This is a genomic window from Nocardioides sp. GCM10030259 (assembly GCF_042666375.1).
Taxonomy (GTDB): Bacteria; Actinomycetota; Actinomycetes; order Propionibacteriales; family Nocardioidaceae; genus Nocardioides.
This window is the reverse complement of the sequence record NZ_JBHTDF010000005.1, coordinates 366,386-389,884: the sequence shown is the minus strand read 5'-3', so window position 1 is coordinate 389,884 and position 23,499 is coordinate 366,386. Positions and strand designations below refer to the sequence as shown.

21 protein-coding genes are annotated in these 23,499 nt (G+C 71.4%); 14 read left to right on the top strand and 7 right to left on the bottom strand.

All coding sequences use genetic code 11. From position 1 onward, the window contains the following. Positions 1-7: 7 nt before the first annotated feature. The 10 genes from ACFQQI_RS06385 to secA all read left to right on the top strand — a co-directional run bounded on the left by ACFQQI_RS06385 (position 8) and on the right by secA (position 13,555). Positions 8-943, top strand: a complete 936-nt coding sequence (locus ACFQQI_RS06385; protein ID WP_378559592.1) for a DUF808 domain-containing protein — start codon at positions 8-10, stop codon at positions 941-943. A 97-nt stretch (positions 944-1,040) separates the two neighbouring features. Then, positions 1,041-2,471 (top strand): adenosylhomocysteinase, encoded by a 1,431-nt coding sequence (gene ahcY, locus ACFQQI_RS06380; protein WP_378559590.1) that lies wholly within the window; start codon positions 1,041-1,043, stop codon positions 2,469-2,471. 56 nt (positions 2,472-2,527) lie between these two features. Next, on the top strand, positions 2,528-3,247 hold the full coding sequence (gene mtrA, locus ACFQQI_RS06375) for an MtrAB system response regulator MtrA (RefSeq protein ID WP_378559586.1): 720 nt from the start codon (positions 2,528-2,530) through the stop codon (positions 3,245-3,247). 9 nt (positions 3,248-3,256) lie between these two features. Then, positions 3,257-4,885, top strand: a complete 1,629-nt coding sequence (gene mtrB / locus ACFQQI_RS06370) for an MtrAB system histidine kinase MtrB (RefSeq protein WP_378559583.1) — start codon at positions 3,257-3,259, stop codon at positions 4,883-4,885. After that, complete coding sequence (locus tag ACFQQI_RS06365; protein ID WP_378559580.1) at positions 4,882-6,621, top strand: LpqB family beta-propeller domain-containing protein; 1,740 nt, start codon at positions 4,882-4,884, stop codon at positions 6,619-6,621. The genes mtrB and ACFQQI_RS06365 overlap by 4 nt, the downstream gene beginning before the upstream one ends. An 84-nt stretch (positions 6,622-6,705) precedes the next feature. After that, entirely contained in the window at positions 6,706-7,461 is a 756-nt protein-coding gene (locus ACFQQI_RS06360; RefSeq protein ID WP_378559577.1) for a ComF family protein, read from the top strand. 406 nt (positions 7,462-7,867) lie between these two features. Further along, positions 7,868-8,491, top strand: coding sequence for a ribosome hibernation-promoting factor, HPF/YfiA family (gene hpf, locus ACFQQI_RS06355; protein WP_378559574.1), 624 nt, complete (start codon positions 7,868-7,870; stop codon positions 8,489-8,491). 113 nt (positions 8,492-8,604) lie between these two features. Continuing rightward, positions 8,605-9,285, top strand: coding sequence for a response regulator (locus ACFQQI_RS06350; protein WP_378559571.1), 681 nt, complete (start codon positions 8,605-8,607; stop codon positions 9,283-9,285). 139 nt (positions 9,286-9,424) lie between these two features. Next, positions 9,425-10,639: a winged helix-turn-helix domain-containing protein gene (locus ACFQQI_RS06345; RefSeq protein ID WP_378559568.1), complete on the top strand. Its 1,215-nt coding sequence runs from the start codon at positions 9,425-9,427 to the stop codon at positions 10,637-10,639. Positions 10,640-10,744: 105 nt separating this feature from the next. After that, positions 10,745-13,555 carry a preprotein translocase subunit SecA gene (secA, locus tag ACFQQI_RS06340; RefSeq protein WP_378559565.1) on the top strand — a complete coding sequence of 937 codons (2,811 nt, stop codon included), beginning with the start codon at positions 10,745-10,747 and terminating at the stop codon, positions 13,553-13,555. Between the two features lie 96 nt (positions 13,556-13,651). Here secA and ACFQQI_RS06335 read toward each other — a convergent pair whose 3' ends face one another. Next, positions 13,652-14,158 (bottom strand): Rv3235 family protein, encoded by a 507-nt coding sequence (locus ACFQQI_RS06335; protein WP_378559562.1) that lies wholly within the window; start codon positions 14,156-14,158, stop codon positions 13,652-13,654. Further along, positions 14,155-14,754, bottom strand: coding sequence for a LysM peptidoglycan-binding domain-containing protein (locus ACFQQI_RS06330; protein WP_378559559.1), 600 nt, complete (start codon positions 14,752-14,754; stop codon positions 14,155-14,157). The genes ACFQQI_RS06335 and ACFQQI_RS06330 overlap by 4 nt, the downstream gene beginning before the upstream one ends. Positions 14,755-14,991: 237 nt before the next feature. Here ACFQQI_RS06330 and ACFQQI_RS06325 point away from each other — a divergent pair, with 237 nt between their 5' ends. Further along, positions 14,992-15,213, top strand: a complete 222-nt coding sequence (locus tag ACFQQI_RS06325) for a hypothetical protein (protein WP_378559556.1) — start codon at positions 14,992-14,994, stop codon at positions 15,211-15,213. 100 nt (positions 15,214-15,313) lie between these two features. Here ACFQQI_RS06325 and ACFQQI_RS06320 read toward each other — a convergent pair whose 3' ends face one another. After that, the gene (locus tag ACFQQI_RS06320; protein ID WP_378559553.1) at positions 15,314-18,562 is read right to left on the bottom strand and encodes a VWA domain-containing protein; all 3,249 of its coding nucleotides are present in this window, start codon (positions 18,560-18,562) and stop codon (positions 15,314-15,316) included. A gap of 212 nt (positions 18,563-18,774) precedes the next feature. Between ACFQQI_RS06320 and ACFQQI_RS06315 the strand changes: the two genes are divergently transcribed. From ACFQQI_RS06315 to ACFQQI_RS06305, 3 genes are read left to right on the top strand one after another with little or no spacing between them, the layout of a single operon-like run. Further along, entirely contained in the window at positions 18,775-19,083 is a 309-nt protein-coding gene (locus tag ACFQQI_RS06315; protein ID WP_378559550.1) for an ArsR/SmtB family transcription factor, read from the top strand. After that, a complete protein-coding gene (locus tag ACFQQI_RS06310; RefSeq protein WP_378559547.1) occupies positions 19,080-19,553 on the top strand; it encodes an SRPBCC family protein in 474 nt (157 codons plus the stop codon). Before ACFQQI_RS06315 ends, ACFQQI_RS06310 begins: the two co-directional genes overlap by 4 nt. A 59-nt stretch (positions 19,554-19,612) precedes the next feature. Beyond that, positions 19,613-20,146 (top strand): hypothetical protein, encoded by a 534-nt coding sequence (locus ACFQQI_RS06305; RefSeq protein ID WP_378559544.1) that lies wholly within the window; start codon positions 19,613-19,615, stop codon positions 20,144-20,146. 1 nt (position 20,147) lies between these two features. Here ACFQQI_RS06305 and ACFQQI_RS06300 read toward each other — a convergent pair whose 3' ends face one another. Genes ACFQQI_RS06300 through ACFQQI_RS06285 form a run of 4 tightly spaced genes read right to left on the bottom strand, consistent with a single transcriptional unit; the run spans position 20,148 to position 23,481 of the window. After that, positions 20,148-20,486 (bottom strand): sec-independent translocase, encoded by a 339-nt coding sequence (locus ACFQQI_RS06300; protein WP_378559541.1) that lies wholly within the window; start codon positions 20,484-20,486, stop codon positions 20,148-20,150. Positions 20,487-20,504: 18 nt separating this feature from the next. Further along, positions 20,505-21,668 carry an Mrp/NBP35 family ATP-binding protein gene (locus tag ACFQQI_RS06295; RefSeq protein WP_378559538.1) on the bottom strand — a complete coding sequence of 388 codons (1,164 nt, stop codon included), beginning with the start codon at positions 21,666-21,668 and terminating at the stop codon, positions 20,505-20,507. An 11-nt stretch (positions 21,669-21,679) separates the two neighbouring features. After that, positions 21,680-22,228, bottom strand: coding sequence for a DUF1003 domain-containing protein (locus ACFQQI_RS06290; protein ID WP_378559535.1), 549 nt, complete (start codon positions 22,226-22,228; stop codon positions 21,680-21,682). Beyond that, positions 22,225-23,481 carry a magnesium transporter MgtE N-terminal domain-containing protein gene (locus ACFQQI_RS06285; protein ID WP_378559532.1) on the bottom strand — a complete coding sequence of 419 codons (1,257 nt, stop codon included), beginning with the start codon at positions 23,479-23,481 and terminating at the stop codon, positions 22,225-22,227. Before ACFQQI_RS06285 ends, ACFQQI_RS06290 begins: the two co-directional genes overlap by 4 nt. Between the last annotated feature and the right edge of the window lie 18 nt (positions 23,482-23,499).

Here is a 23,499-nt window from a genome sequence, read left to right as displayed (position 1 = left end):
TTTCGCCATGGCTGGAGGGCTCTTCGCACTGCTCGACGACGTGGCCGCCCTCGCCCGGCTGGCCGCCGCGTCGATCGACGACGTCGGAGCCGCCGCCGGCCGCGCGACGACCAAGGCCGCGGGTGTCGTCGTCGACGACACGGCCGTGACCCCGCAGTACGTCCACGGCGTGACCGCCGACCGCGAGCTCCCGATGATCAAGCGGATCACGATCGGCTCGCTGCGCAACAAGCTGGTCATCATCCTGCCGGTCGCGCTGGTGCTCAGCCAGTTCCTGCCGTGGCTCCTCACGCCGATCCTCATGGTGGGTGGCGCCTACCTCTGCTACGAGGGCGCCGAGCGGGTCTGGGGCAGCCTGCGCGGACACAGCGGCCACGCGGTCCCGGTGACCGCCGAGGGCGCCGAGGCCGAGAAGATGATGGTCTCCGGTGCGATCCGCACGGACCTGATCCTCTCCGCCGAGATCATGGTGATCGCGCTCAACGAGGTCGCCGAGGAGCCGTTCCTCACTCGCCTCGCGATCCTGGTCGTCGTGGCGATCGCCATCACGATCGCGGTGTACGGCGTGGTCGCGATCATCGTCAAGCTCGACGACATCGGCCTCGCGCTGACCCAGCGCTCGCGCGGCGTCGTGGGCAAGGTCGGACAGGGCCTGCTCGTCGGCACCCCGAAGCTGCTCTCCTTCATCTCGGTCGTCGGCGTCGCCGCGATGCTCTGGGTCGGCGGCCACATCGAGCTGGCCGGGCTCGACGAGCTCGGGTGGCACGCGCCGTACTCCCTGGTCCACGACATCGAGCACGCCGTGCACGACGCGCTGCACGGCACGCTCGGCAGCATCGCCGGCTGGCTCACGAACACCGTGCTGTCCGCGGTGTTCGGCCTCCTCGTCGGCGCGCTCATCATGGGCGTGCTGCACCTCATCCCGCGGCGGAAGTCGCACTAGCAACACCCCCTGCGTCGAGGATTCTGCGGATGCCTCGGGTGCGTTCTAATCTCGTCGGGCAGAAAGAGAGCCCCGCCACACGCCCCGAGGAGCATCCATGGACTTCAAGGTCGCCGACCTCAGCTTGGCCGACTTCGGTCGCACCGAGATCCAGCTTGCCGAGCACGAGATGCCCGGCCTGATGGCGATGCGCGCGCGCTACGGCGCCTCGCAGCCGCTCAAGGGCGCCCGGATCGCGGGCTCGCTCCACATGACCATCCAGACCGCGGTGCTCATCGAGACGCTGGTCGCGCTGGGCGCCGAGGTCCGCTGGGCCTCCTGCAACATCTTCTCGACCCAGGACCACGCCGCCGCCGCCATCGCGGTCGGCCCCCACGGCACCGTCGACGACCCGCAGGGCGTGCCGGTCTTCGCGTGGAAGGGCGAGACGCTCGAGGAGTACTGGTGGTGCACCCAGCAGATCCTCGACTGGCCCGGCAGCCAGCTCCCCAACATGATCCTCGACGACGGCGGTGACGCGACCCTGCTCGTCCACCTCGGCGTGCAGGCCGAGAAGACCGGCCAGGCGCCCGACCCGGCGACCGCGACCAGCAACGAGCAGCGGATCATCTTCGAGGTCCTCAACGAGGTCCTCGCGAAGAACACCAACCACTGGACCCCGATCGCCAACTCGATCAAGGGCGTGACGGAGGAGACCACCACCGGTGTCCACCGCCTCTACGAGATGATGCGCGAGGGCACGCTCCTCTTTCCGGCGATCAACGTCAACGACTCGGTCACCAAGTCGAAGTTCGACAACAAGTACGGCTGCCGCCACTCGCTCATCGACGGCATCAACCGCGCCACCGACGTGCTCATCGGCGGCAAGGTCGCCGTGGTCTGCGGGTACGGCGACGTCGGCAAGGGCTGCGCCGAGTCGCTGCGCGGCCAGGGCGCCCGGGTGATCGTCACCGAGATCGACCCGATCTGCGCGCTGCAGGCGTCGATGGACGGCTACCAGGTGACCACGCTCGAGGACGCCCTCCCGATCGCCGACATCATCATCACGGCGACCGGCAACAAGGACGTCGTCACCCTCGACCACATGAAGTCGATGAAGCACAACGCGATCGTCGGCAACATCGGCCACTTCGACAACGAGATCGACATGGCCGGCCTCGAGGCCCCGGGCGTCGCGGAGCGCAAGAACGTCAAGCCGCAGGTCGACGTGTGGACCTTCCCCGCCGGCAGGGCGATCATCGTGCTCTCCGAGGGTCGCCTGATGAACCTCGGCAACGCGACCGGCCACCCGTCGTTCGTGATGTCGAACTCCTTCACCAACCAGGTGCTGGCGCAGATCGAGATCTTCACCAAGACCGAGGAGTACCCGGTCGGCGTCTACGTCCTCCCGAAGCACCTCGACGAGGAGGTCGCGCGGCTCCACCTCGACTCGCTCGGCGTGAAGCTGACGACGCTGACCGACGAGCAGGCGTCGTACCTCGGCGTCGACGCCGCGGGCCCGTTCAAGCCGGAGCAGTACCGGTACTGACCCCCGACCCGACGGATGGCGGGCTCACGCTGTGGCATTGAGGCACTATGGATGCCATGAGTGAGCCCGCCGCGTCCGGTTCTGGCACGGACGCCCTGACCCGGGGACGGATCCTGGTCGTCGACGACGACGCGTCCCTGGCGGAGATGCTCACGATCGTGCTGCGCCAGGAGGGCTTCGGCAGCCGGATGGTCACCCGGGGTGACGAGGCGCTGGAGGCGTTCCGCTCCTACCGGCCCGACCTGGTCCTGCTCGACCTGATGCTGCCGGGCAAGGACGGCATCGACGTGTGCAAGGAGATCCGGGCGGAGTCCGGCGTACCCATCGTCATGCTGACCGCCAAGGGCGACACCGTCGACGTGGTCGTCGGCCTCGAGTCCGGCGCGGACGACTACGTCGTCAAGCCGTTCAAGCCCAAGGAGCTGGTCGCCCGGATCCGGGCCCGGATCCGCCGGTTCGACGCGCCCACCCCCGAGACGCTCACGATCGGCGACCTCAGCATCGACGTGGCCGGCCACTCGGTCACCCGGGCTGGCACGCCGATCAGCCTCACGCCGCTGGAGTTCGACCTGCTCGTCTGCCTCGCGCGCAAGCCGTGGCAGGTGTTCACCCGCGAGGTGCTGCTCGAGCAGGTGTGGGGCTACCGGCACGCCGCGGACACCCGGCTCGTCAACGTGCACGTGCAGCGCCTGCGCTCGAAGGTCGAGCACGACCCGGAGAACCCGGAGATCGTCGTGACCGTCCGGGGCGTCGGCTACAAGGCCGGGACGGCGTGAGGCCCGGCCATGTTGCACCTGCGCCCCCGCGGGTCGCGCTGGCTCCCTGAGCCCGTACGCCGCGCGCTGACGTTCTGGCGCCGCTCCATCCAGGCGCGGGTCGTCGCCAGCACCGTGCTGCTGTCGCTGGCCGTGATCAGCGTCGTCGGGTGGTACCTGCTCCAGCAGACCCGCGACGGCCTGCTCGAGCACCGCGTGGACACCGTGCTGGCGGAGGCCAACAAGGCGACCGCGGAGGCCCGGGACCGGCTCGCGGCGGTCCCCGGAACCGACGCCGACGTCGAGAGCCAGCGGGGCGAGCTCGTCGACCCGATCATCCAGCGCGGCGACACGCGTGGGTTCTCGGTCGTGCTCGCGGGACCCGCCGGGCCCGGCAGCCGGATCTCGGACGGCGGCGCGAAGTTCACCCAGGGGCTCGACACCGCCAGCGTGCCGGAGTCGCTCCAGCGGCACTTCGAGGAGGAGGCGACGACCGCCTGGACCTACACGACGATCCGGACGGCCGACGCGGACGGCACCACCGAGCAACCGGGCATCGTCGTCGGCTCCCAGGTGCTGCTCCCGGCCGACGCCCAGACCTACACGCTCTACTACCTCTTCCCGCTCGACGAGCAGGAGGAGACGATGGCGCTGGTCGCCCGCGCGCTGCTGACGGCGGCGGTCCTGCTCGTGGTGCTGGTCGCCGGCATGACCTGGCTGGTGACGCGGCAGGTGGTGACCCCGGTCCGGATGGCCCGTCGCGTCGCCGAGCGGCTCGCGGCCGGCCAGCTCCAGGAGCGGCTGCGGGTCTCCGGCGAGGACGACCTGGCGCGCCTGGCGACGTCCTTCAACCAGATGGCCAGCAACCTGCAGCGCCAGATCCGCCAGCTCGAGGAGCTCAGTCGCCTGCAGCGTCGGTTCGTCTCCGACGTGTCCCACGAGCTGCGCACCCCGCTGACCACGGTGCGCATGGCCGGTGACGTCCTCCACGACGCCCGCCGCGACTTCGACCCGGCCACCGGGCGGGCCGCGGAGCTCCTGCAGACCGAGCTCGACCGGTTCGAGACGCTGCTCGCCGACCTGCTCGAGATCAGCCGCTTCGACGCCGGAGCCGCCGTCCTGGAGCTCGACGACCTCAACCTGGTCGACGTCGCCCACCGCGTCGTCGACGCGACCGGGGTGCTGGCCGCGCAGCGCGGCGTCCGGATCGTCGTCGACGCCCCCGACCACGCGTGCCTCGCCGAGGCCGACGTACGCCGCATCGAGCGCGTCGTCCGCAACCTGGTCACCAACGCGATCGACCACACCGGCACCGACCGGATCGGCGGCGACATCGTGGTGGCCGTCGCCGGCGACGACCACGCGGCCGCGATCACGGTGCGCGACTACGGGGTCGGGCTGGCGCCGGGGGAGGCGGCCATGGTGTTCAACCGGTTCTGGCGCGCCGACCCCGCGCGCGCCCGCACCAGCGGAGGCACCGGTCTCGGTCTCTCCATCTCGCTCGAGGACACCCACCTGCACGGGGGCTGGCTGCAGGCCTGGGGCCGTCCCGGCGAGGGCGCGCAGTTCCGGCTCACCCTGCCGCGCCGCACCGGCGGCGTCCTGCGGCACAGCCCGCTCCCGCTGGTCCCGACCGACGTCACGGAGCCGGTCACGTGAGCCGCCGCGTCCTCTCCCTGCTCACGGTCCTGGCGGCGCTGGCGACGGCCGGCTGCGCCGGCATGCCCACCTCCGGTCCGATCGTCGAGGGCGAGGCCGAGGGCGGCACGTCGGCCGTCCAGGGCACCAGCTTCGACCCCCGGCCGCCGCAGCCGGGCGACACGCGCGCCGACATCGTCCAGGGGTTCCTGGTCGCGATGACGGCCACCCCGATCCAGACCAACACCGCCCGGGAGTTCCTCACCGAGGGCGCGGCGGTCGCCTGGACGCCGGAGGAGACGATCGCGTACGACGGAGTCCCGTCGGTGCGGGAGAGCGCGACCTCGGTGACCGTGACGCTCTCGGAGTCGAACCGGCTCGACGCCCAGGGCGCCTGGCAGGGCGCGCTGCCGCGCGCGGCGCGGACCATCGAGTTCCCGATGGCCTTCGAGGACGGTGAGTGGCGCATCGACGCGGCCCCCGACGCGCTCATCGTGCCGCAGTCCTGGTTCGCCCAGCAGTTCCGCCAGGTCTCGCTCTACTACTTCGACCCCACCGGGTCGATCCTCGCCCCCGAACCCGTCTTCGTGCCGGGTGGGAAGCCGCTCGCGACGGCGCTGACCCAGGCGCTGCTGCTCGGCCCGGGCGGGCGCCTGGACCGCATCGTGCAGAGCTTCATCCCGTCCGGCCTGAGCGTCACCTCGGTGCCGATCTCCCGGGAGGGCGTCGCCGACATCGCCTTCAAGGGTGACGGCGGCGAGCTGACGCCGCAGTCGATCGAGCTGATGATGGCCCAGCTCGCGTGGACCCTGCGCCAGGAGACCGAGATCGAGGCGCTGCGGGTGTCGATCGACGGGAAGCCGGTCCCGCTGCCCGGCGGCGCGAGCGCGTACCGTGTCGACGGCGGCGCGGAGTACGACCCGTCGGGTTGGCAGGCCAGCCCCCTGCTCTACGGGCTGCGCGACGGGCGCCTCGCCTCCGGCACGGGTGGCACCCTGGAGCCGGTCAGCGGACCGCTGGGCATCGAGGCGTTCGGCCTGCGCAGCGTCGGCGTCAGCCTGACCGCCAACCGCGCGGCGGGGGTCAGCGAGGACGGCAGCTCGGTGGTCGTCGCGCCGGTCAGCGGCAGCGACGACGGCCGGGCCCGGACGGTCGTCACGGGCGCCAGCGACCTGCTCAAGCCCGGGTGGGACGCCTCGAACCGGATGTGGCTGATCGACCGGACCGCCGACGGCGCCGAGGTGTCGTACATCGACGAGCGCCGGCGACGCGAGCTCGACGTACCCGGCATCACCGGGCGGGCGGTGCGCGCGTTCGTGGTCTCCCGCGACGGGACCCGCCTGGTCGCCGTGGTGCGTCGGCCGGCGGGCGACGTCCTCCGGCTCAGCCGGATCGCCCGCGACCGGAGCGGCCGGGTCATCCGGGCGACCCCCGCGCGGGCGATCTCGGGGGAGCCCGACCGCGACCTGCCGATGCGCGCGATCGCGTGGCGACGGCCGACGGTCCTGGGCATCCTCAGCCCGTTCGCCGCGACCAGCTCGCTGGTCGAGCTGCACGCCGCCTCCGTCGACGGCTCGCCGGCCGCAGCCAGCAGCTCGAACACCATCGAGGGGCCGCTGCAGTCGCTCGCCGGGTCGCCGGTCCCCGAGGAGCCGCTGTACGGCGTGGGCCGGCGGGAGCTGGTCAACCTGTCGAACGACGGCCGGCAGTCGCTGCCGCTGGCGGAGGGGACCGCGGCCATCACCTACGTCGGGTGATCCCGGCGCCGATCCACAGGCGCAGATCCACAGGGCGCTGGCACCGGCCTTGAGCGCGTGCCCCGCCGGTGGTGGCATCGGTGGGTGCTCCGTCAGTCCTGGGCCGATCTGGTCGATGCCGCCTCCGACCTCCTGCTCGGCGGCCGGTGCGCCGGCTGCGGGCGCGCCGGCCGCGTGCTCTGCGCCGCCTGCGCAGCGCTGCTGCCCGGTCGCGCCGTCCCGGCCTGGCCGGACCCGGTGCCGCCCGGGCTCGCGACGCCCTTCGCCGGCGGGGAGTACGCCGAGGTCGTCCGGGCGCTGGTGATCGGGCACAAGGAGCGGCGCCTGCTCGGGCTGCGCGACCCGCTGGCCGCGCTCCTGGCCGAGGCCGTCCGCGCCGCGCTCGCCGACCAGCCGCCCGGGCCGGTGGTGCTCGTGCCGGTGCCGTCGCGGCCGGGCACGGCCCGGGTGCGCGGCCACGACCCCACGCTGCGGATCACCACCCGGGCGGCCCGCCTGCTGCGGCGCTCCGGGGTCGACGTGGTCGCCGTGCCGATGCTGCGCAGCAGGCCCGGCGTCGTGGACCAGGCCGGCCTCGACGCGACCGCCCGCGCCGCCAACCTGGCCGGCTCCATGCACTGTCCCACGGCCCGCCTGCGCGCCCTGGCGGCACGGCGTACCCACGCCCGCGTGGTGGTCTGCGACGACGTCGTGACCACCGGCGCCACGCTGCGGGAGGCCCAGCGCGCGCTGGAGGCGGTCGGCCTCGACGTGGTCGCCGTGGCCGCGGTCGCGGCGACACGCCGACGGATCCGGACTCCGGGCCCTTCGCCCCTTTCGTCACTTGATCCGGCGGACTAACGTCACTGCATGGAGTCCGTCCGGGTCCGTGGTTGCGTCGTCCAGGCGCCCCGGTCGAACCGGGCGCCGAGCCGGCAAGCCGATGCCAGTCGCAGGCGAAACGGTCCACGTAAGACGGTCTGCACCGCCCTGCGGGGCGGATCGTCGATCACGGTGCGGCTTAGTGGTAAGTCCTGCCTCGGCGGCGCCGCCAGATGCGGTGATGGCCGGGAGAAGGTCAGTAGTGGCAGAGAAGCTGCGAGAGCCTCAGCAGGCGATTGTGGGGTCGAAGACCAGGTCGGCCGGACGGACTCCTCCCCGACGCCGGGCCCTGTCGGGCTCCGGTGCTCCGGCGTACCCCGAGGAGGGTGCGGCCGGAGCTGACCGCTGAAACGCCGAGAAGCAAGTGTGCAATCGGGAGGTTCACATGGAAGTTGTGGTCACGGCTCGGCACTGCGAGCTGTCCGATCGGTTCCGCAGTCACGTCGAAGAGAAGCTGTCGAGGCTCGAGAAGCACGATCATCGGATCATCCGGGTGAACGTCGAGGTGGAGTGTGAGCGGAACCCGCGTCAGGCGGACCGCGCCGTACGACTCCAGCTCACGGCGCTCTCCAAGGGGCCTGTGATCCGGGCCGAGGCCAGTGCCGCGGACAAGATGGCCGCGCTCGACCTGGCCGTCGACAAGATGGCCGCGCAGATGAGGCGGGCCTCCGACCGACGCCGCGTCCACCGGGGTGGCAAGACCCCCGTGTCCGTCGGACAGGCGCTCGCGAACGGAGCGCCGCCCACCGAGTCGCAGACCGACGACGTCGTGACCCAGGACCGGCAGGTCGGTCCGATCACCGTGACCGGCGACGGGCCGCTCGTCGTGCGCGAGAAGACCCATGCGGCCGTGCCGATGACGCTCGACCAGGCGCTCTACGAGATGGAGCTGGTCGGCCACGACTTCTACCTGTTCGTGGACAAGGAGAGCGAGCGTCCGGCGGTCGTCTACCGCCGGCGCGGCTACGACTACGGCGTGATCTCCCTGGACGTGGCAGGGGCCGCCTGAGGGCGACCCCAGCACGCGATCGACGACGGGATGGCCCTTCCGGGTCATCCCGTCGGCATGTCGGATCACCCCGATGTGGGCGTTCGGGGGCCCGGTCGTGCCATGATTCCCCCGTGACGGACCAGACGGAGCTCGGACGGGAGCCCATCCGCGTGCTGGTGGTCGACGACCAGGAGCTGTTCCGTCGCGGGCTGACGATGCTGCTCGGCGCCGAGCCCGGCATCGAGGTCGTGGGCGAGGCAGGCGACGGCGTCGAGGGCACCTCCCTCGCGGAGCGCACCGCGCCCGACGTCGTGCTGCTCGACATCCGGATGCCGAAGCGCTCCGGCATCGAGGCGTGCCTGGCGATCAAGGAGGCCGTCCCGTCGGCCAAGATCGTGATGCTGACCGTGTCCGACGAGGAGGCCGACCTCTACGAGGCGGTCAAGAGCGGTGCCGCGGGCTACCTGCTCAAGGACTCCTCGATCGAGGAGGTCGCCCAGGCCGTGCGGGTCGTGGCCGACGGGCAGTCGCTGATCAGCCCGTCCATGGCCGTGAAGCTGATCGACGAGTTCAAGCAGATGTCGCGCCCCGAGCGCGACCACGCCTCGGGCCTCAGGCTCACCGACCGCGAGCTCGAGGTGCTCCGGCTGGTCGCGCGCGGCATGAACAACCGCGAGATCGCCAAGGAGCTCTACATCAGCGACAACACGGTGAAGAACCACGTGCGCAACATCCTCGAGAAGCTCCAGCTGCACTCGCGGATGGAAGCCGTGATGTACGCCGTCAAGGAGAAGTTGCTCGATCTGCCGTAGCGGCGGAGCCGCGACGGCAGATCATCGGTGGTCGAGCGAGCGGCACGGCTGAGCTTGCGAAGCCGTGACCCGCGTGTCGAGACCCGGTGACGTGCAGACAGCGGCGACCACTGTCGGTGACCTCCTCTAGCCTCACCGCATGCAGTCGCTGAGCGTCGCCCAGGCGCGCCGGATCGCCCTCGCGGCCCAGGGCTTCCTCGACAAGCCGCACGCCGCGCCGACGATGCGCACGCTCCAGCGCACGCTCGAGCGCACCGGCGTGCTCCAGGTCGACTCCGTCAACGTCCTGCAGAGGGCGCACTACATGCCGCTCTACTCCCGCATGGGGCCCTACGACGTCGACCTGCTCCGTCGCGCGGCCGAGCGGCGGCCGCGCCGGATCGTCGAGTACTGGGCCCACGTCCAGGCGTACATGCCGGTCGAGCTGTGGCCGGTGATGCAGCACCGGATGGACGACCACCGCGCCAAGCGCGGCAAGTGGGGGTTCGTCGCGAAGAACGACGTGCTGGAGAAGAGCCTGCTCGACGAGATCGCCGAGCGCGGCGCCTCGACCGCGCGCGACGCTGCGTCGTGGGTGGGCGACGGCCTGCCGCGCGAGAAGGACAACTGGGGCTGGAACTGGTCCGAGACCCGCCGGATGCTCGACTACCTCTACGCCTCGGGGCAGGTCGCGATCGCGGGCCGCAACAGCCAGTTCGAGATCCGCTACGACCTCCCCGACCAGGTGCTCCCGGCGGCCGTCCTCGCGCAGCCGGTCCCGCCTCGGGACGACGCGGCCCGCGAGCTGGTGCGCCGCGCCGCGCGCTCACACGGCGTGGCGACGATGCAGGACCTGCGCGACTACTACCGGATGGAGGTCGCCGACACCACGACGGCCGTGGCCGAGCTCGTCGAGGAGGGCGAGCTGGTGCCGGTGACCGTCGACGGGTGGAAGCGCCCGGCGTACCTCCACCGCGACGCGCGGCTGCCGCGGCGGGTCGACGCGCGGGCCCTTCTCAGCCCCTTCGACCCGGTCGTGTGGGAGCGGGCGCGCACCGAGGCGCTCTTCGACTTCCACTACCGCATCGAGATCTACGTGCCGGCCGAGAAGCGGGTGCACGGCTACTACGTGCTGCCGTTCCTCCTCGGCGACCGCATCGTCGGGCGGGTAGACCTCAAGGCCGACCGCCAGTTCGACGCCGGGGCGGGCCGCCTCGTCGTCAAGGCGGCGTACGCCGAGCCGGGCGCTCCGGCCGAGACCGCGGAGGAGCTGTCGTCGGAGCTGCGCCGGCTCGCGGACTGGCTCGGCCTCGCCTCGGTCACCGTCGAGCCGCGGGGTGACCTGGCGCCGTCACTGCGTCCCTGGTGTCCCTGAGCGGGATGCACGCTCCGGCTTCGGCCACTGGGTGTCGCTGGGTAGAGTGGCGCCGCCCGCCCTTTAGACCGGGGCATCCGTCGGCGACCCCAGGAAGTTGGACCAGTGCCTGCCATTCTCGACAAGATCCTCCGCATCGGCGAGGGCAAGATCCTGCGCCAGCTCGAGGCCGTCGCCCAGGCCGTGAACGCCATCGAGGACGACTTCGTCGCGATGAGCGACGACGAGCTGCGCGGCATGACTGACGAGTTCCGGCAGCGCCTCGCCGACGGGGAGAGCCTCGACGAGCTGATGCCCGAGGCGTTCGCGACCGCGCGCGAGGCCTCGCGCCGGGTGCTCGGCCTGCGGCCGTTCGACGTCCAGGTCATGGGCGGGGCGGCGCTGCACATGGGCAACATCGCCGAGATGAAGACCGGCGAGGGCAAGACGCTGGTCGCCGTGCTCCCGTCGTACCTCAACGCGCTCCAGGGCAAGGGCGTCCACGTCGTCACGGTCAACGACTACCTGGCGAAGTACCAGTCCGAGATGATGGGCCGCGTCCACAACTTCCTCGGCCTGAGCGTGGGCGTGATCGTGCCGGAGCTGCGTCCCGACGCCCGGCGGGCGGCGTACAACTGCGACATCACCTACGGCACCAACAACGAGCTGGGCTTCGACTACCTGCGCGACAACATGGCCGGCTCCCTCGAGGAGTGCGTGCAGCGCGGCCACAACTTCGCCGTCGTCGACGAGGTCGACTCGATCCTCATCGACGAGGCGCGCACCCCGCTGATCATCAGCGGCCCCACGCAGGACGACGTCCAGTGGTACGCCGAGTTCGCGAAGATCGCCCGCAAGCTCGACCGCGACGTCGACTACGAGGTCGACGAGAAGAAGCGCACGATCTCGGTGCTCGAGCCGGGCATCACCAAGGTGGAGGACCACCTCGGCATCGAGAACCTCTACGACTCCGTCAACACGCCGCTGATCTCCTTCATGCACAACTCGATCAAGGCCAAGGAGCTCTTCCGCAACGACAAGGAGTACGTCGTCATGGAGGGCGAGGTGCTCATCGTCGACGAGCACACCGGCCGCATGCTGGCCGGTCGCCGCTACAACGACGGCCTGCACCAGGCGATCGAGGCCAAGGAGGGCGTGCAGGTCCGCGAGGAGTACCAGACCCTCGCCACGATCACCCTCCAGAACTTCTTCCGCCTCTACGACAAGCTCTCCGGCATGACCGGCACGGCCATGACCGAGGCGTCCGAGTTCGACAAGATCTACAACCTCGGCGTGGTCCCGATCCCGACCAACAAGCCGATGGCGCGCGCCGACCAGGCCGACCTCGTCTACCGCACCGAGGAGGCGAAGTACGACGCGGTCGTCGACGACATCGCCGGCCGCAACGAGAAGGGCCAGCCGGTCCTCGTCGGCACCGTGTCGGTCGAGAAGTCCGAGCACCTCTCGCAGAAGCTGCGCAAGCGCGGCATCCCGCACTCCGTGCTCAACGCGAAGGTGCACGCCGACGAGGCGAAGATCGTCGCGCTCGCCGGTCACAAGGGCTCGGTCACGGTCGCGACCAACATGGCCGGTCGAGGCACCGACATCATGCTCGGTGGTTCCGTCGAGTTCCTCGCCGACCAGGAGCTGCGCAAGCAGGGCCTCGAGCCGGGCGGCGAGACCGCCGAGCAGTACGACGAGGCGTGGCCGTCCATGGTCGAGCGGATCAAGCAGCAGGTCGCCGCCGAGCACGACGAGGTCCGCGACCTCGGCGGGCTCTACGTCGTCGGCACCGAGCGCCACGAGTCGCGCCGCATCGACAACCAGCTCCGCGGTCGTTCCGGCCGTCAGGGAGACCCGGGCGAGTCCCGGTTCTACCTGTCGCTGCAGGACGAGCTGATGCGGCTGTTCAAGTCCGACTGGGTCGACCGTGTGCTCCAGGTGCTGAAGATCCCGGACGACGTCCCGATCGAGAACAAGCGGGTCACGAGCGCGATCGCCAACGCCCAGGGCCAGGTCGAGTCGCAGAACTTCGAGTCCCGCAAGAACGTCCTCAAGTACGACGACGTCATGGACCGGCAGCGCAAGGTGATCTACGCCGAGCGCCGCGAGGTCCTCGAGGGCAAGGACCTCCAGGAGCAGATCCGGGGGTTCGTCGACGACACCGTCGCGGGCTACGTCACCGGCGCCACCGAGGACATCGCCGAGCAGTGGGACCTCGAGGCCCTCTGGAACGCGCTGCGCCAGATCTACCCGGTGCAGCTCGACCACAAGACGATCGTCGAAGAGGCCGGAGGCGTCGACCACGTCGACCGCGACGAGCTCATCGCGGCGCTCCAGGCCGACGCCCACGCGGCGTACGACGCCCGCGAGCAGGAGATCGGCGAGTCGATCATGCGCGAGCTCGAGCGCCGCGTGATCCTCTCCGTGCTCGACCGCAAGTGGCGCGAGCACCTCTACGAGATGGACTACCTCCGCGAGGGCATCTACCTGCGGGCCTACTCGCAGCGCGACCCGCTGGTCGAGTACCAGCGCGAGGGCTACGACATGTTCGCCGCGATGATGGACGGCATCAAGGAGGAGTCCGTCGGCTTCCTGTTCAACCTCGACGTCCAGGTCGAGGAGGAGCCGGACGCCGAGGCCGAGATCGAGGTCGAGGTCGAGGAGCCGGTCGAGCCGATGGCGCGCACGCTGCCGTCCGCCGAGCAGCCCAGCATCCGCGCCAAGGGCCTCGAGCGGCCGGCGGCCCCGCAGAAGCTCGCCTACTCGGCGCCGTCCGAGATCGGCGAGGCGGAGGTCACGACGGAGGACGCCCAGGCGGACGAGTTCGCAAAGGTCGGCCGCAACGACAAGTGCCCCTGTGGCTCGGGCAAGAAGTACAAGATGTGCCACGGCCGCCCCGGCGGCCCGACGGGACTGACGGCACGGGTGTCGTAACCCGGTGGTTGAGGTGCGAGGAGCGCCAGCGACGAGCCTCGAAACCACCAGAGCGTGACGCAGGGCGGTGACCGCGGTCGCCGCCCTGCGGCGTCTCTACGCGAAGTCGAGCGCGGTGCACTGCCAGTGATCGCGCACCCGCTCGAAGCGGGCGGCGAGCGCACGGGAGCGCTCGCCGTACCGGACGTGCGTGCTCACCTCGACGACGTCGCGGCTGAGGAAGCACGAGCGCACGCCGACCACGCGCGGACGCACCGGCTGCACCCGGCCGGCGCCGGGCAGGTGGCGCCCGGCGCGGGCGACAAGGAGTGCGCGACGCTGCAGGTCGTCGTAGACCTCGCGTGAGCTCCAGCGCAGCAGCTGGGTGGCCGGGCGGTCGCCGCCGACGATCTCGACGGCCGCCTGCGCGTAGCGGCGGGCCCAGTCCTCGACACCGTGCCGCGCCGGGCCCTCGATCGAGATGACCTCGGCGAGCGGCGGCTCCCGGCGCGGCTCGAGCTCCAGGGCGAGCGTGCCCTGCACGCTGGCGACGGGCACCGCTGCCGGGGCCGCGCGGAACGGCACGACGTCGGGATCGGCGGTGTGAGCGGGGCGGTGGGTCATGGTCGTACCTCCGAGTTGGGCATCCTCAGTCGTTGGGCGGGATGGATGAGGTCGGGATCCGGTCCGACCTCGGTGCGGTTGAGGGCGTAGACGCGACGCCACTCGGCGTCGACCTCGGCACCGGATGCGCCCGGACCCAGACGCTCCGCGGCGATCGCCCACAGCGAGTCGCCGGCGCCGACCGTCACGACAGCGGGGGAGGGCTTCGCCGCGCCGCGGTCGGGGAACAGGCCAGCGACCGCGGCGGTCGGCTGCGCGACCCGACTCTCCTGGGGCCGGCCGGGGGTCGCCTGGGCGGGCGCGGCCGCGAGCCCGCCGGCGAGGGCGACTCCGCACGCCACCAGGACGAGACGCCGCAGGGGAGCCGGTACGCCGCGCGCGTCGTACCCACGCAGCGCGGCGACGACGGTGACGCCGGTCGTCAGCCAGAGCCAGCCCGTCGCGGCGACGGCGACGACCGCGCACGCCCGCACCAGCACGTCGTCGAAGCGATCGGCCGGAGCCGTCGCGACCGGCAGCAGCCAGGCGACCGCGGCGGCGGTGGCCGCCGAGGCGGCCGTCCACACGGCCAGGCAGCGAGTCCATCGACGGTGCATCCCGAGCGCCTATGCTTACGTTTGCTTGTGTTTGCTTCAGGAAACCCCGCTTTGACCGAGGAGTCAACCATCCATCCACAGGCGCTCCGGTGGACGACGCGACATGCTGACGGTCCCTGCCATGCTCACCTAGACGGATGCTCGGACGACGACGCATCGCAGTCACCGCAGCAAGCCCGGCCTTGGAGCTCGGCGGGCGAACCGAACGATCAGGGCACTTCCGAGGAGGCAACCGAGATGCTGAATGGTGCAACACCGCTGGTCACCGAGGCTGCGCGGTACGTGCTCGGGTTCTCGATCGCAGCGTGCTTCGCTGCGTTGGGAGTCGGCGCGATGATCTGGATGGCCGGCCGTCAGGGCAGCAGTCCTGAAGCGGCGTCGCGGGGACTGCTGGCGGTGTTGATCGCGCTCATCGCCCTCACCCTCGTCCTGCTGCTCGCGTTGATCTACGCACTCTGAGGCTTCGCGGCCGGCCCAGAGTCAGCCGAGTCGGATCTGCTCATGCGCTCGGTACTCCTGGCGACCCCGCGTGGTGGCTGTCAGCCTCGTGCCTTGCTGATCACCGAGGGTTTCGGACGGGCTTGGCGACGACCACCACGTAACGCGTGTAGTGAAAGTGTCCGCCGGCGGTGACGACCCTGTCGGTGCAGCTGATGAGGACGAGGCGGTGTGCGCCGGTGGTGGTGAAGAACCGGTGGGGCAGCCCCTCGCTGCGGTCGAAGGTTGTCCTGCCGACCACCTGGAAGCGGTGTCGTGCGCCTGCTTGGTCGACGGTGATCCGCTGACCGGCGTGGGCTCGGCTGAGGTTGAACATCGCGCCGGGGCGGTCGTGCCGGTCCGAGACGTGTCCGCCGACGACGGCGGTGCCGATCATGTCGCCGAAGGCGGCGGACCGGCGCAGCCAGGCGACGTCGTGGACGTCGCCTGGCAGGCTCATGCTGCCGTCGACGATGCCGTGGCGCTGGACCGTCGCGCGCATCCCGATCCCCGGTATCGCGATCGTGGCCGGGGCTCGCCGATCACGGTCGGGGGCGAGGGTGCCGGAGAAGCCGCCGACGACGTCCGGGGCGGCGTAGGCCGGCTTGGCGACGACCGTGGTCTCGTCGGCCTGGCCGCAGCGGTGGGTCGCCGAGGTGTTGGTGTCATCGGCGCGGAGGGTCACCTGCCACGTGTACACGCCCGGGCTGCTGACCCGGACGCTGGGGGCCCGGTTCTGCCCGTTGGTGACGCGGACCTGCTCCGTCGTGGCCAGGAACCTCGGACGGCAGCTGGCCGCGGCGCGGGAGCTGAACGGCCCGTAGAGTCGCGCGACGGCGGTGGCATCGTCGCGGGCGGCCAGTCCGGTGACGCGGATTCGGTCGTGGAACGGCTCGCCCGGGGCGACCCGCCCGTCCGAGGTGACGGTCCGGACGACTGGCTGGCTCTGCCCTGGCTGCGACTCCGGCCGTTGCGCAGGCTGGGCGACGTTCTCGACGGTGCACTGGATCTCCTGGCCGAGCTCGGCAGCGATCGTTGCTGAGCCGGTCTCCTCGGTGCCCGTGCAGTACCACCCGGCGTTCGTGAAGCCGGACGGGCCGTCGGACTCGGTCAGGTGGTAGTCGCCGACCTCGATCGGCTGATCTGTCACCGCTGCGCTGTTGCCGGGACCGGACACACGGGTGGGACCCGTGGCCTTCAGCGTCCAGTCAGCGGGGTCGGCGTCGCGGCCGGTGCCGCGGTCGCTGACGATCTTGTGCAGGGTGAGCCGGGTCGAGCAGGTCACCGTGTTGGTGACTCTGAAGCGGTTGCGGCCCTCCACGAGCGTGGGCTCGAAGGGCAGCCTCTCGTCGACGCGCTCGCCGTTGGCTCTGGTGACCCGACGGGACACGAGCTCGCATCGCGGCCGGTTGACCCGGACCCGCTCGTCGATCTCGGGGGTGTCGCCTTCGCTGTAGCCGTACGCCGTGACGCCCCAGCCGAGATGGTTCCGGGTGCCGTCGACCGGGCTGGTCACGGTGAGCTGTGACTGCAGGAAACCGGGCTGTCTGCCCTCCCGGTACCTGGTCCGGGTGTCGCCCACCTCGACGACCCACCGCTTGTTGACGACGAGCTCGGCCGGCCGGGAGTCCGGGGGTGGCTGGGGTGGTCGGTCGTAGACGATGCAGGAGATGGCCTGGTCACTCGTGGTGGACACGGTGAAGCCGGGGTTCGCGGAGGTCGGGCCACCGACGTTGGACACGGGGACCGGGGCGTCGTCGGCCAGGTTCCGGCAGACCGCGTTGAAGCCGTCCTGCCGGACCAGGACGTGACGAGACTGCTGGGTCTCCGTGATCGTCACCCCGGCGGCCGCGGCGCCTCCGGCGAAGTCGAGGCCGAAGTTGACAGCGCCGGTGCCGTCGTCCGTGGTGGCCTGGGTCTGCGGGCTCACCGGGACCGGCGGCGTCGCGGTCGTGCTGGCGTCGAACCTCCAGCCCTCGGGCGCGGGGTCTGCGCCGGAGACGTCCTCGCCGGTGTTCCCGACCGGCACGATCTTCTTCACCACGCTGATCGTTCCCGTGCACTTGTCCAGGGCGATGCTGCGCAGCGCGTCGGCAGCGGCCACGAAGCTCGACTCCTGGAAGAAGTCGGCCGCGATGGGGTCGACTCCCGTGGCGAAGCCTGTCGATCCGGAGATCGCGCGCAGGTTGAACCGCGTGTTGGCGTCGGTCACACCCGCGCCGACGCCGAAGGCGATGACCCTGGTGCCCTGTGCCTTGAGTGCGTTGGCGGCGAAGATCGCCTTCTCGACCTCGACGATGCGGTTGTTGCTGCCGTTGCCGTTGACGGTCGCGGAGGTGGTGCCGGTGCCGCCCCAGTTGGTCGGGTTCCCGTCGGTGAGCACGATGGCGAGGTCGTAGCGGTCGTCGGGGCGCTCGCGAAGGCGGTTCGCGTCGGCTGCTGCCGCGATACCGCGGTCCCAGTTGGTGCCGCCCCCCGGGGTCCCGTCCGCGATCCAGCGCTTGACCGTGTTGGCTCCGGCGCTGTCGGAGATCGGCTCCAGGTCGGGGTAGTTCTGAGTGGCGTTGAGGGCGGGGGACCCCCAGGAGAAGGAGAAGACCGACATCCGCGACGGCGTGCCCACGAGCGCGTCCACGAAGGCGTTCCCGGCGTTCCGCAGGGCGCCGATCTGGTCACCGACCGACCCGGAGAGGTCGAGGACGAGGGCGATGTCGAGCCCACACTCCTCCGGCGGAGCCGGGTTGTTGCGGGACTGCTGCCACACCCCACCTGAGGACGGTCGCTGCTGCGCCGCCGTGAGGGAGCTGCTCAGCGTGTTCATGAAGCTCGTGCCCGACCGGTACGTGACACCGGCGCGAAGCTGGTCTCCGGTGCGGAACTGGTAGGGCTGCGCCGTCGTCTCGGACTGGGTCGCGCTGCCGGTGCGGACGGTCGGGTTCGTGAACCAGCCCCCGGGCGCGGAGACCTGCCGGACCCAGAACCGCTTGTCCCGGTTGCCGCCGCCCGCCGCCGTGTCGGGCACGCTGAAGCTGCAGTCACCCTGGGCATCGGACTCGCACGTCGACCACGACTCACCCACCCGCGCGGCCGGGGCACTGCCGACGTCGGTCCACAGCTCCAGCTCCACGCCCGCCAGCGGCTTGACCAGCCCGTCGGCGCCACGGTCGCCGCCGACGTCCACGGTGATGACCGCCGCGTCACCGGTGGCTCGCGGAACACTGGCGCGGGCCGGGGGTGCAACACCCAGCAGCGCCACGACCAGACCGGCCGACACCGCGACCCCGATCCTGCTGCGCCATGCCTCGCGACCCTTGACCCGCTGTACGAGCACGACCACTCCTGACGATCGGCATTCCCCGAGAGCGGACGATCAACAAGGACCGCAGGGGCGTCCCGTCAGCGTATTCAGTTCCTCCCGTCCCCGCTAGGTCGTGCAATGCGACGACCGGTGGTGCGAGCTTCCCACGACACGTGGCGCCCCTCGACGGACTGACGACGGGGGTGTTGACCGGATACATCCATAAGTCGTAACTTATGTTAGTGATGGCTTATGAACGGGACGAGGCATGGACCGCCCTGGCGGACCGCACCCGCCGGGCGATCGTGTCCGAGCTCGCCGGCGGGGAGCGCAGCGTCGGCGAGCTGGCCGCCGTGCTGCCGGTGAGCCAGCCGGCGGTGTCCCAGCACCTGAAGGTGCTCAAGGAGATCGGCCTGGTCAGTGACCGCGCCGAGGGCACCAGGCGGCGGTACCGGCTGAACGAGGCCGGCGTCGCCGCGCTGCGCGACCAGCTCGACGCGTTCTGGCGAGAGACCCTGACCGGATTCCAGCAGCAGATGGAGGAGGACCAATGAGCGAGCGGACCGTGGTGAACCGACAGGTCGTGGTGAACGGGACCCCGGAGCGGGCCTTCGCGGTGTTCACGGAGCGCTTCGACGCGGTCAAGCCCCCGGACCACAACCTCCTCGGCTCGCCCATCGTCTCGACGACCTTCGAGCCGCGCGTCGGCGGCCGCATCGTCGACCGTGGCGAGGACGGCAGCGAGTGCGCCTGGGCCCGGGTGCTGGTGTTCGAGCCACCCCACCGTCTGGTGTTCAGCTGGGACATCGGCCCCACCTGGCAGCTGGAGACCGACCTCGACAACACCAGCGAGGTCGAGGTCCGGTTCGTCGCCGACGGGCCGGACCGCACACGTGTCGAGCTCGAGCACCGCCACCTCGACCGGCACGGCCCCGGATGGCTGTCGCTGCGCGACGGAGTCGCCGACGAGGACGGGTGGCCCCTCTACCTCGCCAGGTTCGCGGACCTGCTCGTGCCGGCCTGACGCCCCCGGGTGCCGGCCGGACCGGTTTGGCGGAAGCGCCCGACCGGGCAGAGTCGGGCATGTCCTGGGAGGAGGAGCTCTTCGCGGTGCTCGACGACCTCGAGCAGCAGGCGGAGGCGCTCTACGACGCCGAGCGCGACTGGGAGCTGGCCGACCGCAGCCGGGCGGCGTACCGCGAGGTCACGCTCGCCAGCAGGTTGATGGCGTCGGTCGGCACGGAGGTGCGCCTCGACGTCGTCGGCGTGGGCGCGGTCGTCGGCGTGCTCGACCGGGTCGCCGAGGGGTGGTGCGTGGTGAGCGCTGCCGCGCAGGACTGGGTGGTCTGCCTGCCGGCCGTCGCCGTCGTGCACGGCGCGTCCGGACGCTCGGTGCCGGAGGTCGCGTGGGCGCCGGTCGCCCGCCTCGGACTGGGCTCGGCGCTCCGCCAGCTCGCCGACGCGGGGGAGCGGTGCGTGGTCCACCTGAGCTCCGGCGCGACGTACGACGCGGTGCTGCGCCGGGTGGGAGCCGACTTCGTCGAGGCGATCGTCGGCGAGGGCCGGCAGGTGCTCGTCGCGCTCGAAGGGATCGCGGCCGTGCAGTCGCGGGAGTAGCTCAGGTGGCGTCGGCGTCGTACGGCGGGATCTCGCCGTCCCCGAGGGGGCGCTGGCCGCGGCGCGCGGGACGGCGGACGGGCTCGTCGTCCTCGTCCTCGAGCGCCTCGGCGATGTGGCGCTTCACGATCTCGCGGGGGTCGAGGTCCCGCAGCTCGAGGTCGGCGTAGTCGGGGCCGAGCTCGGCGCGCAGCTCGTCGCGGGCGCTGTTGGCGAGCTTGCGCACCTGACGCACCATCCGGCCGGCCTGGCGGGCCAGGTCGGGCAGCCGGTCCGGGCCGAAGACGAGGACGGCGACGAACGCGATGACTGCAAACTCAGGCAGGCCGACCCCGAACACGTGGGAGAACCTACTTGGTCAGAGCTTGGTCGTGGGCGTCAGCCCGAGCTGCAGACCCGCGAGTCCGCGGCCACGGCCGGCCAGCTGGGTCGCGATCCCGCTGAGCGCCACGGCTGCAGGGGCGGTCGGGTCGGCGTCCACGATCGGCTTGCCGACGTCGCCGCCCTCGCGCAGCGAGGGGTCGATCGGGATCCGGCCGAGCACGGGGACGTCGTAGCCGAACCGGGCCGAGAGGGTCTGGGCGACCCGGTCGCCGCCGCCGCTGCCGAAGATCTCGAGGCGGTGGTCGGTGCCGGTCTCGGCGCAGTGGGGGCAGGGCAGGTAGCTCATGTTCTCGACGACGCCGACGACGCGCTGGTGCATCATCGAGGCCATCGTGCCGGCGCGCTCGGCGACCTCGGCGGCCGCCTCCTGCGGAGTGGTGACCACGACCACCTCGGCGCCGGGGAGGTGCTGGCCGAGGGAGATCGCGATGTCGCCGGTGCCGGGGGGCAGGTCGAGCAGCAGCGCGTCGAGGTCGCCCCAGTAGACGTCGGCGAGCATCTGCACGAGCGCGCGGTCGAGCATCGGGCCGCGCCACGCGACGACCTGGTCGCGCCGCGGCTTGAGCATGCCGATCGAGATGACCGAGACGCCGCTGGAGGTCGGGACCGGCATGATCAGGTCCTCGACCTGGGTCGGCCGCTCGTCGGCCACGCCGAGCATGGCCGGCACCGAGTGGCCGTAGATGTCGGCGTCGACGACCCCGACCTTGAGGCCCTCCCCGGCCAGCGCCAGCGCCAGGTTGACGGTGACGGAGGACTTGCCGACGCCGCCCTTGCCACTGGCGATCGCGTAGACCTTCGTGAGCGAGCCGGGCTGGGCGAACGGGATCTCGCGCTGCGCCTGGCCGCCGCGCAGCTGCTGCTGCAGCCCGGAGCGCTGCTCGGCGGTCATCACGCCGAGGGTGAGGTCGACGTCGGTGACGCCGTCGACCCGACCGACCGCGGCGTTCACGTCGCGGGTGATCGTGTCCTTGAGGGGGCAGCCGGCGACGGTGAGCAGCACCGTGAGCCGGACGACGCCGGCGTCGTCGATCTCGACGGAATCCACCATGCCGAGATCGGTGATCGGGCGCTTGATCTCGGGGTCGTTCACGGTCGCGAGGGCGGCGTTGACCTGCTCGAGAAGGGGGCTGCTCATGATCCCCGAGTCTACGTGGGGGTGTCCCGCGGCTCGTCCTCGCCCGGGTGAGACTGGCCACGCTCCTGGCCACGCTCCTGGCCGCGCCCCTCCAGATCGGCGAGGAGGCTGCGCAGCTCCGAGCGCAGGAAGTCGCGGGTCGCGACCTCGCCGACGGCCATCCGCAGCGACGCGACCTCGCGGGCCAGGAACTCCATGTCGGCGTGCGCCCGCGCGTCGGCCTGCCGGTCCTGCTCGGCGATGACCCGGTCGCGCGCCTCCTGGCGGTTCTGCGCGAGCAGGATCAGCGGCGCGGCGTACGACGCCTGCAGGCTCAGTGCGAGCGTCAGGAAGATGAAGGGGTAGGCGTCGAAGTGGGCGTCGTCGGGCGCGAAGGCGTTCCAGAGGATCCAGATGATGACGACGCCGGTCATCCACATCAGGAACCGCGCGGTGCCCATGTAGCGCGCGAAGGACTCCGCGAAGACGCCGAAGGTGTCCGAGTTGTACGACGGCCGCCGGACCAGCGGCTTGCGGCCGAGGTCCTTCGGGGTGTCGAGCCGCGGGGACCGGTCGCTCATGAGGTGGCCTCCGCGCGGATCGCCCGGTCGCGCCAGCCCTCGGGGAGCATGTGGTCGAGCAGGTCGTCGACCGTGACGGCGCCGAGCAGGTGGCCGTTCTCGTCGACCACCGGCGCCGCCACCAGGTTGTACGTCGCCAGGTGCGCGGCGACCTCGTCGATGGTCGCCTCAGCGCGCAGCGACTCCATGGTGTCGTCGAGCGCCCCGGCGACGAGCGTCGAGGGCGGCTCGCGGAGCAGCCGCTGGATGTGCGCGACGCCGAGGAAGCGCCCGGTCGGCGGCTCCAGCGGCTGGCGGCAGACGTAGACCAGCGCGGCCAGCGCCGGGGTGAGCTCGGGGTTGCGCACGTGGGCGAGCGCGTCGGCGACGGTGGCGTCGGGTCCGAGGATCACGGGCTCGGGCGTCATCATCGCGCCGGCGGTGTTCTCGACGTACGACAGGAGACGACGCACGTCCTCGGCCTCGTCCGGCTCCATCAGCCCGAGGAGCGCCTCCGCCGTCTCGGGCGGGAGGTCGGCGATCAGGTCGGCGGCGTCGTCGGGCGACATCTCCTCGAGGACGTCGGCGGCCCGCTCGGAGTCGAGGTGCTCGAGGATCTCGACCTGGTCCTCCTCGGGCAGCTCCTCCAGGACGTCGGCGAGCCGCTCGTCGTCGAGGGCGGCGACGACCGCCGTACGTCGCTCCGGCGGCAGGTCGTGGATCATGTTGGCCGCGTCGGCCGGGCGCATCTCGTTGAGCGCCGCGATCAGGTGGGTCGCGCCCTGGGTCTCCTCGCGGGTGGTCAGTCCCTCGACGTCACGCCACTCCACGACGTGCGTCTGCCCGCGGCGGCGCAGGCCCTTGGCCGGCTCCTGGATCGCGACCCGGGACAGCACCCAGTCGCGGTTGCGGGCCTGCTCCATGCCGACGTCGTAGACGGTGCCGGACACCCCTGAGCCCGGGATGCGCACGGTCCGGTCGAGCATCTGACCGATCACCAGCGTCTCGGTGGGGCGCTGCTCGAAACGGCGCATGTTGAGCAGCCCGGTCGTGTAGACCTGCCCACTGTCGATGTTGGTCACCCGGGTCATCGGCACGAAGATCCGGCGCCGTCCGAAGACCTCGGCGACCATCCCCAGCACCCGCGGCTGGTGCACCTCCGACCGTACGGCCGCCACCAGGTCGCGCACCTTGCCGACCTGGTCGCCCTGGGGGTCGAAGATCGGCAGCCCGACGAGTCGGGCCACGAAGACGCGTGGAGGTGCCGTGCTCATCCGGGGTCCCCGCGGAAT

Bases quoted from the DNA above. Each gene is read 5' to 3' on its own strand.
- ACFQQI_RS06385 (WP_378559592.1), top strand. From the start codon at position 8: ATGGCTGGAGGGCTCTTCGCACTGCTCGACGACGTGGCCGCCCTCGCC.
- ahcY (WP_378559590.1), top strand. From the start codon at position 1,041: ATGGACTTCAAGGTCGCCGACCTCAGCTTGGCCGACTTCGGTCGCACC.
- mtrA (WP_378559586.1), top strand. From the start codon at position 2,528: ATGAGTGAGCCCGCCGCGTCCGGTTCTGGCACGGACGCCCTGACCCGG.
- mtrB (WP_378559583.1), top strand. From the start codon at position 3,257: ATGTTGCACCTGCGCCCCCGCGGGTCGCGCTGGCTCCCTGAGCCCGTA.
- hpf (WP_378559574.1), top strand. From the start codon at position 7,868: ATGGAAGTTGTGGTCACGGCTCGGCACTGCGAGCTGTCCGATCGGTTC.
- ACFQQI_RS06345 (WP_378559568.1), top strand. From the start codon at position 9,425: ATGCAGTCGCTGAGCGTCGCCCAGGCGCGCCGGATCGCCCTCGCGGCC.
- ACFQQI_RS06335 (WP_378559562.1), bottom strand. From the start codon at position 14,158: ATGACCCACCGCCCCGCTCACACCGCCGATCCCGACGTCGTGCCGTTC.
- ACFQQI_RS06330 (WP_378559559.1), bottom strand. From the start codon at position 14,754: ATGCACCGTCGATGGACTCGCTGCCTGGCCGTGTGGACGGCCGCCTCG.
- ACFQQI_RS06325 (WP_378559556.1), top strand. From the start codon at position 14,992: ATGCTGAATGGTGCAACACCGCTGGTCACCGAGGCTGCGCGGTACGTG.
- ACFQQI_RS06315 (WP_378559550.1), top strand. From the start codon at position 18,775: ATGGCTTATGAACGGGACGAGGCATGGACCGCCCTGGCGGACCGCACC.
- ACFQQI_RS06310 (WP_378559547.1), top strand. From the start codon at position 19,080: ATGAGCGAGCGGACCGTGGTGAACCGACAGGTCGTGGTGAACGGGACC.
- ACFQQI_RS06305 (WP_378559544.1), top strand. From the start codon at position 19,613: ATGTCCTGGGAGGAGGAGCTCTTCGCGGTGCTCGACGACCTCGAGCAG.
- ACFQQI_RS06295 (WP_378559538.1), bottom strand. From the start codon at position 21,668: ATGAGCAGCCCCCTTCTCGAGCAGGTCAACGCCGCCCTCGCGACCGTG.
- ACFQQI_RS06290 (WP_378559535.1), bottom strand. From the start codon at position 22,228: ATGAGCGACCGGTCCCCGCGGCTCGACACCCCGAAGGACCTCGGCCGC.
- ACFQQI_RS06285 (WP_378559532.1), bottom strand. From the start codon at position 23,481: ATGAGCACGGCACCTCCACGCGTCTTCGTGGCCCGACTCGTCGGGCTG.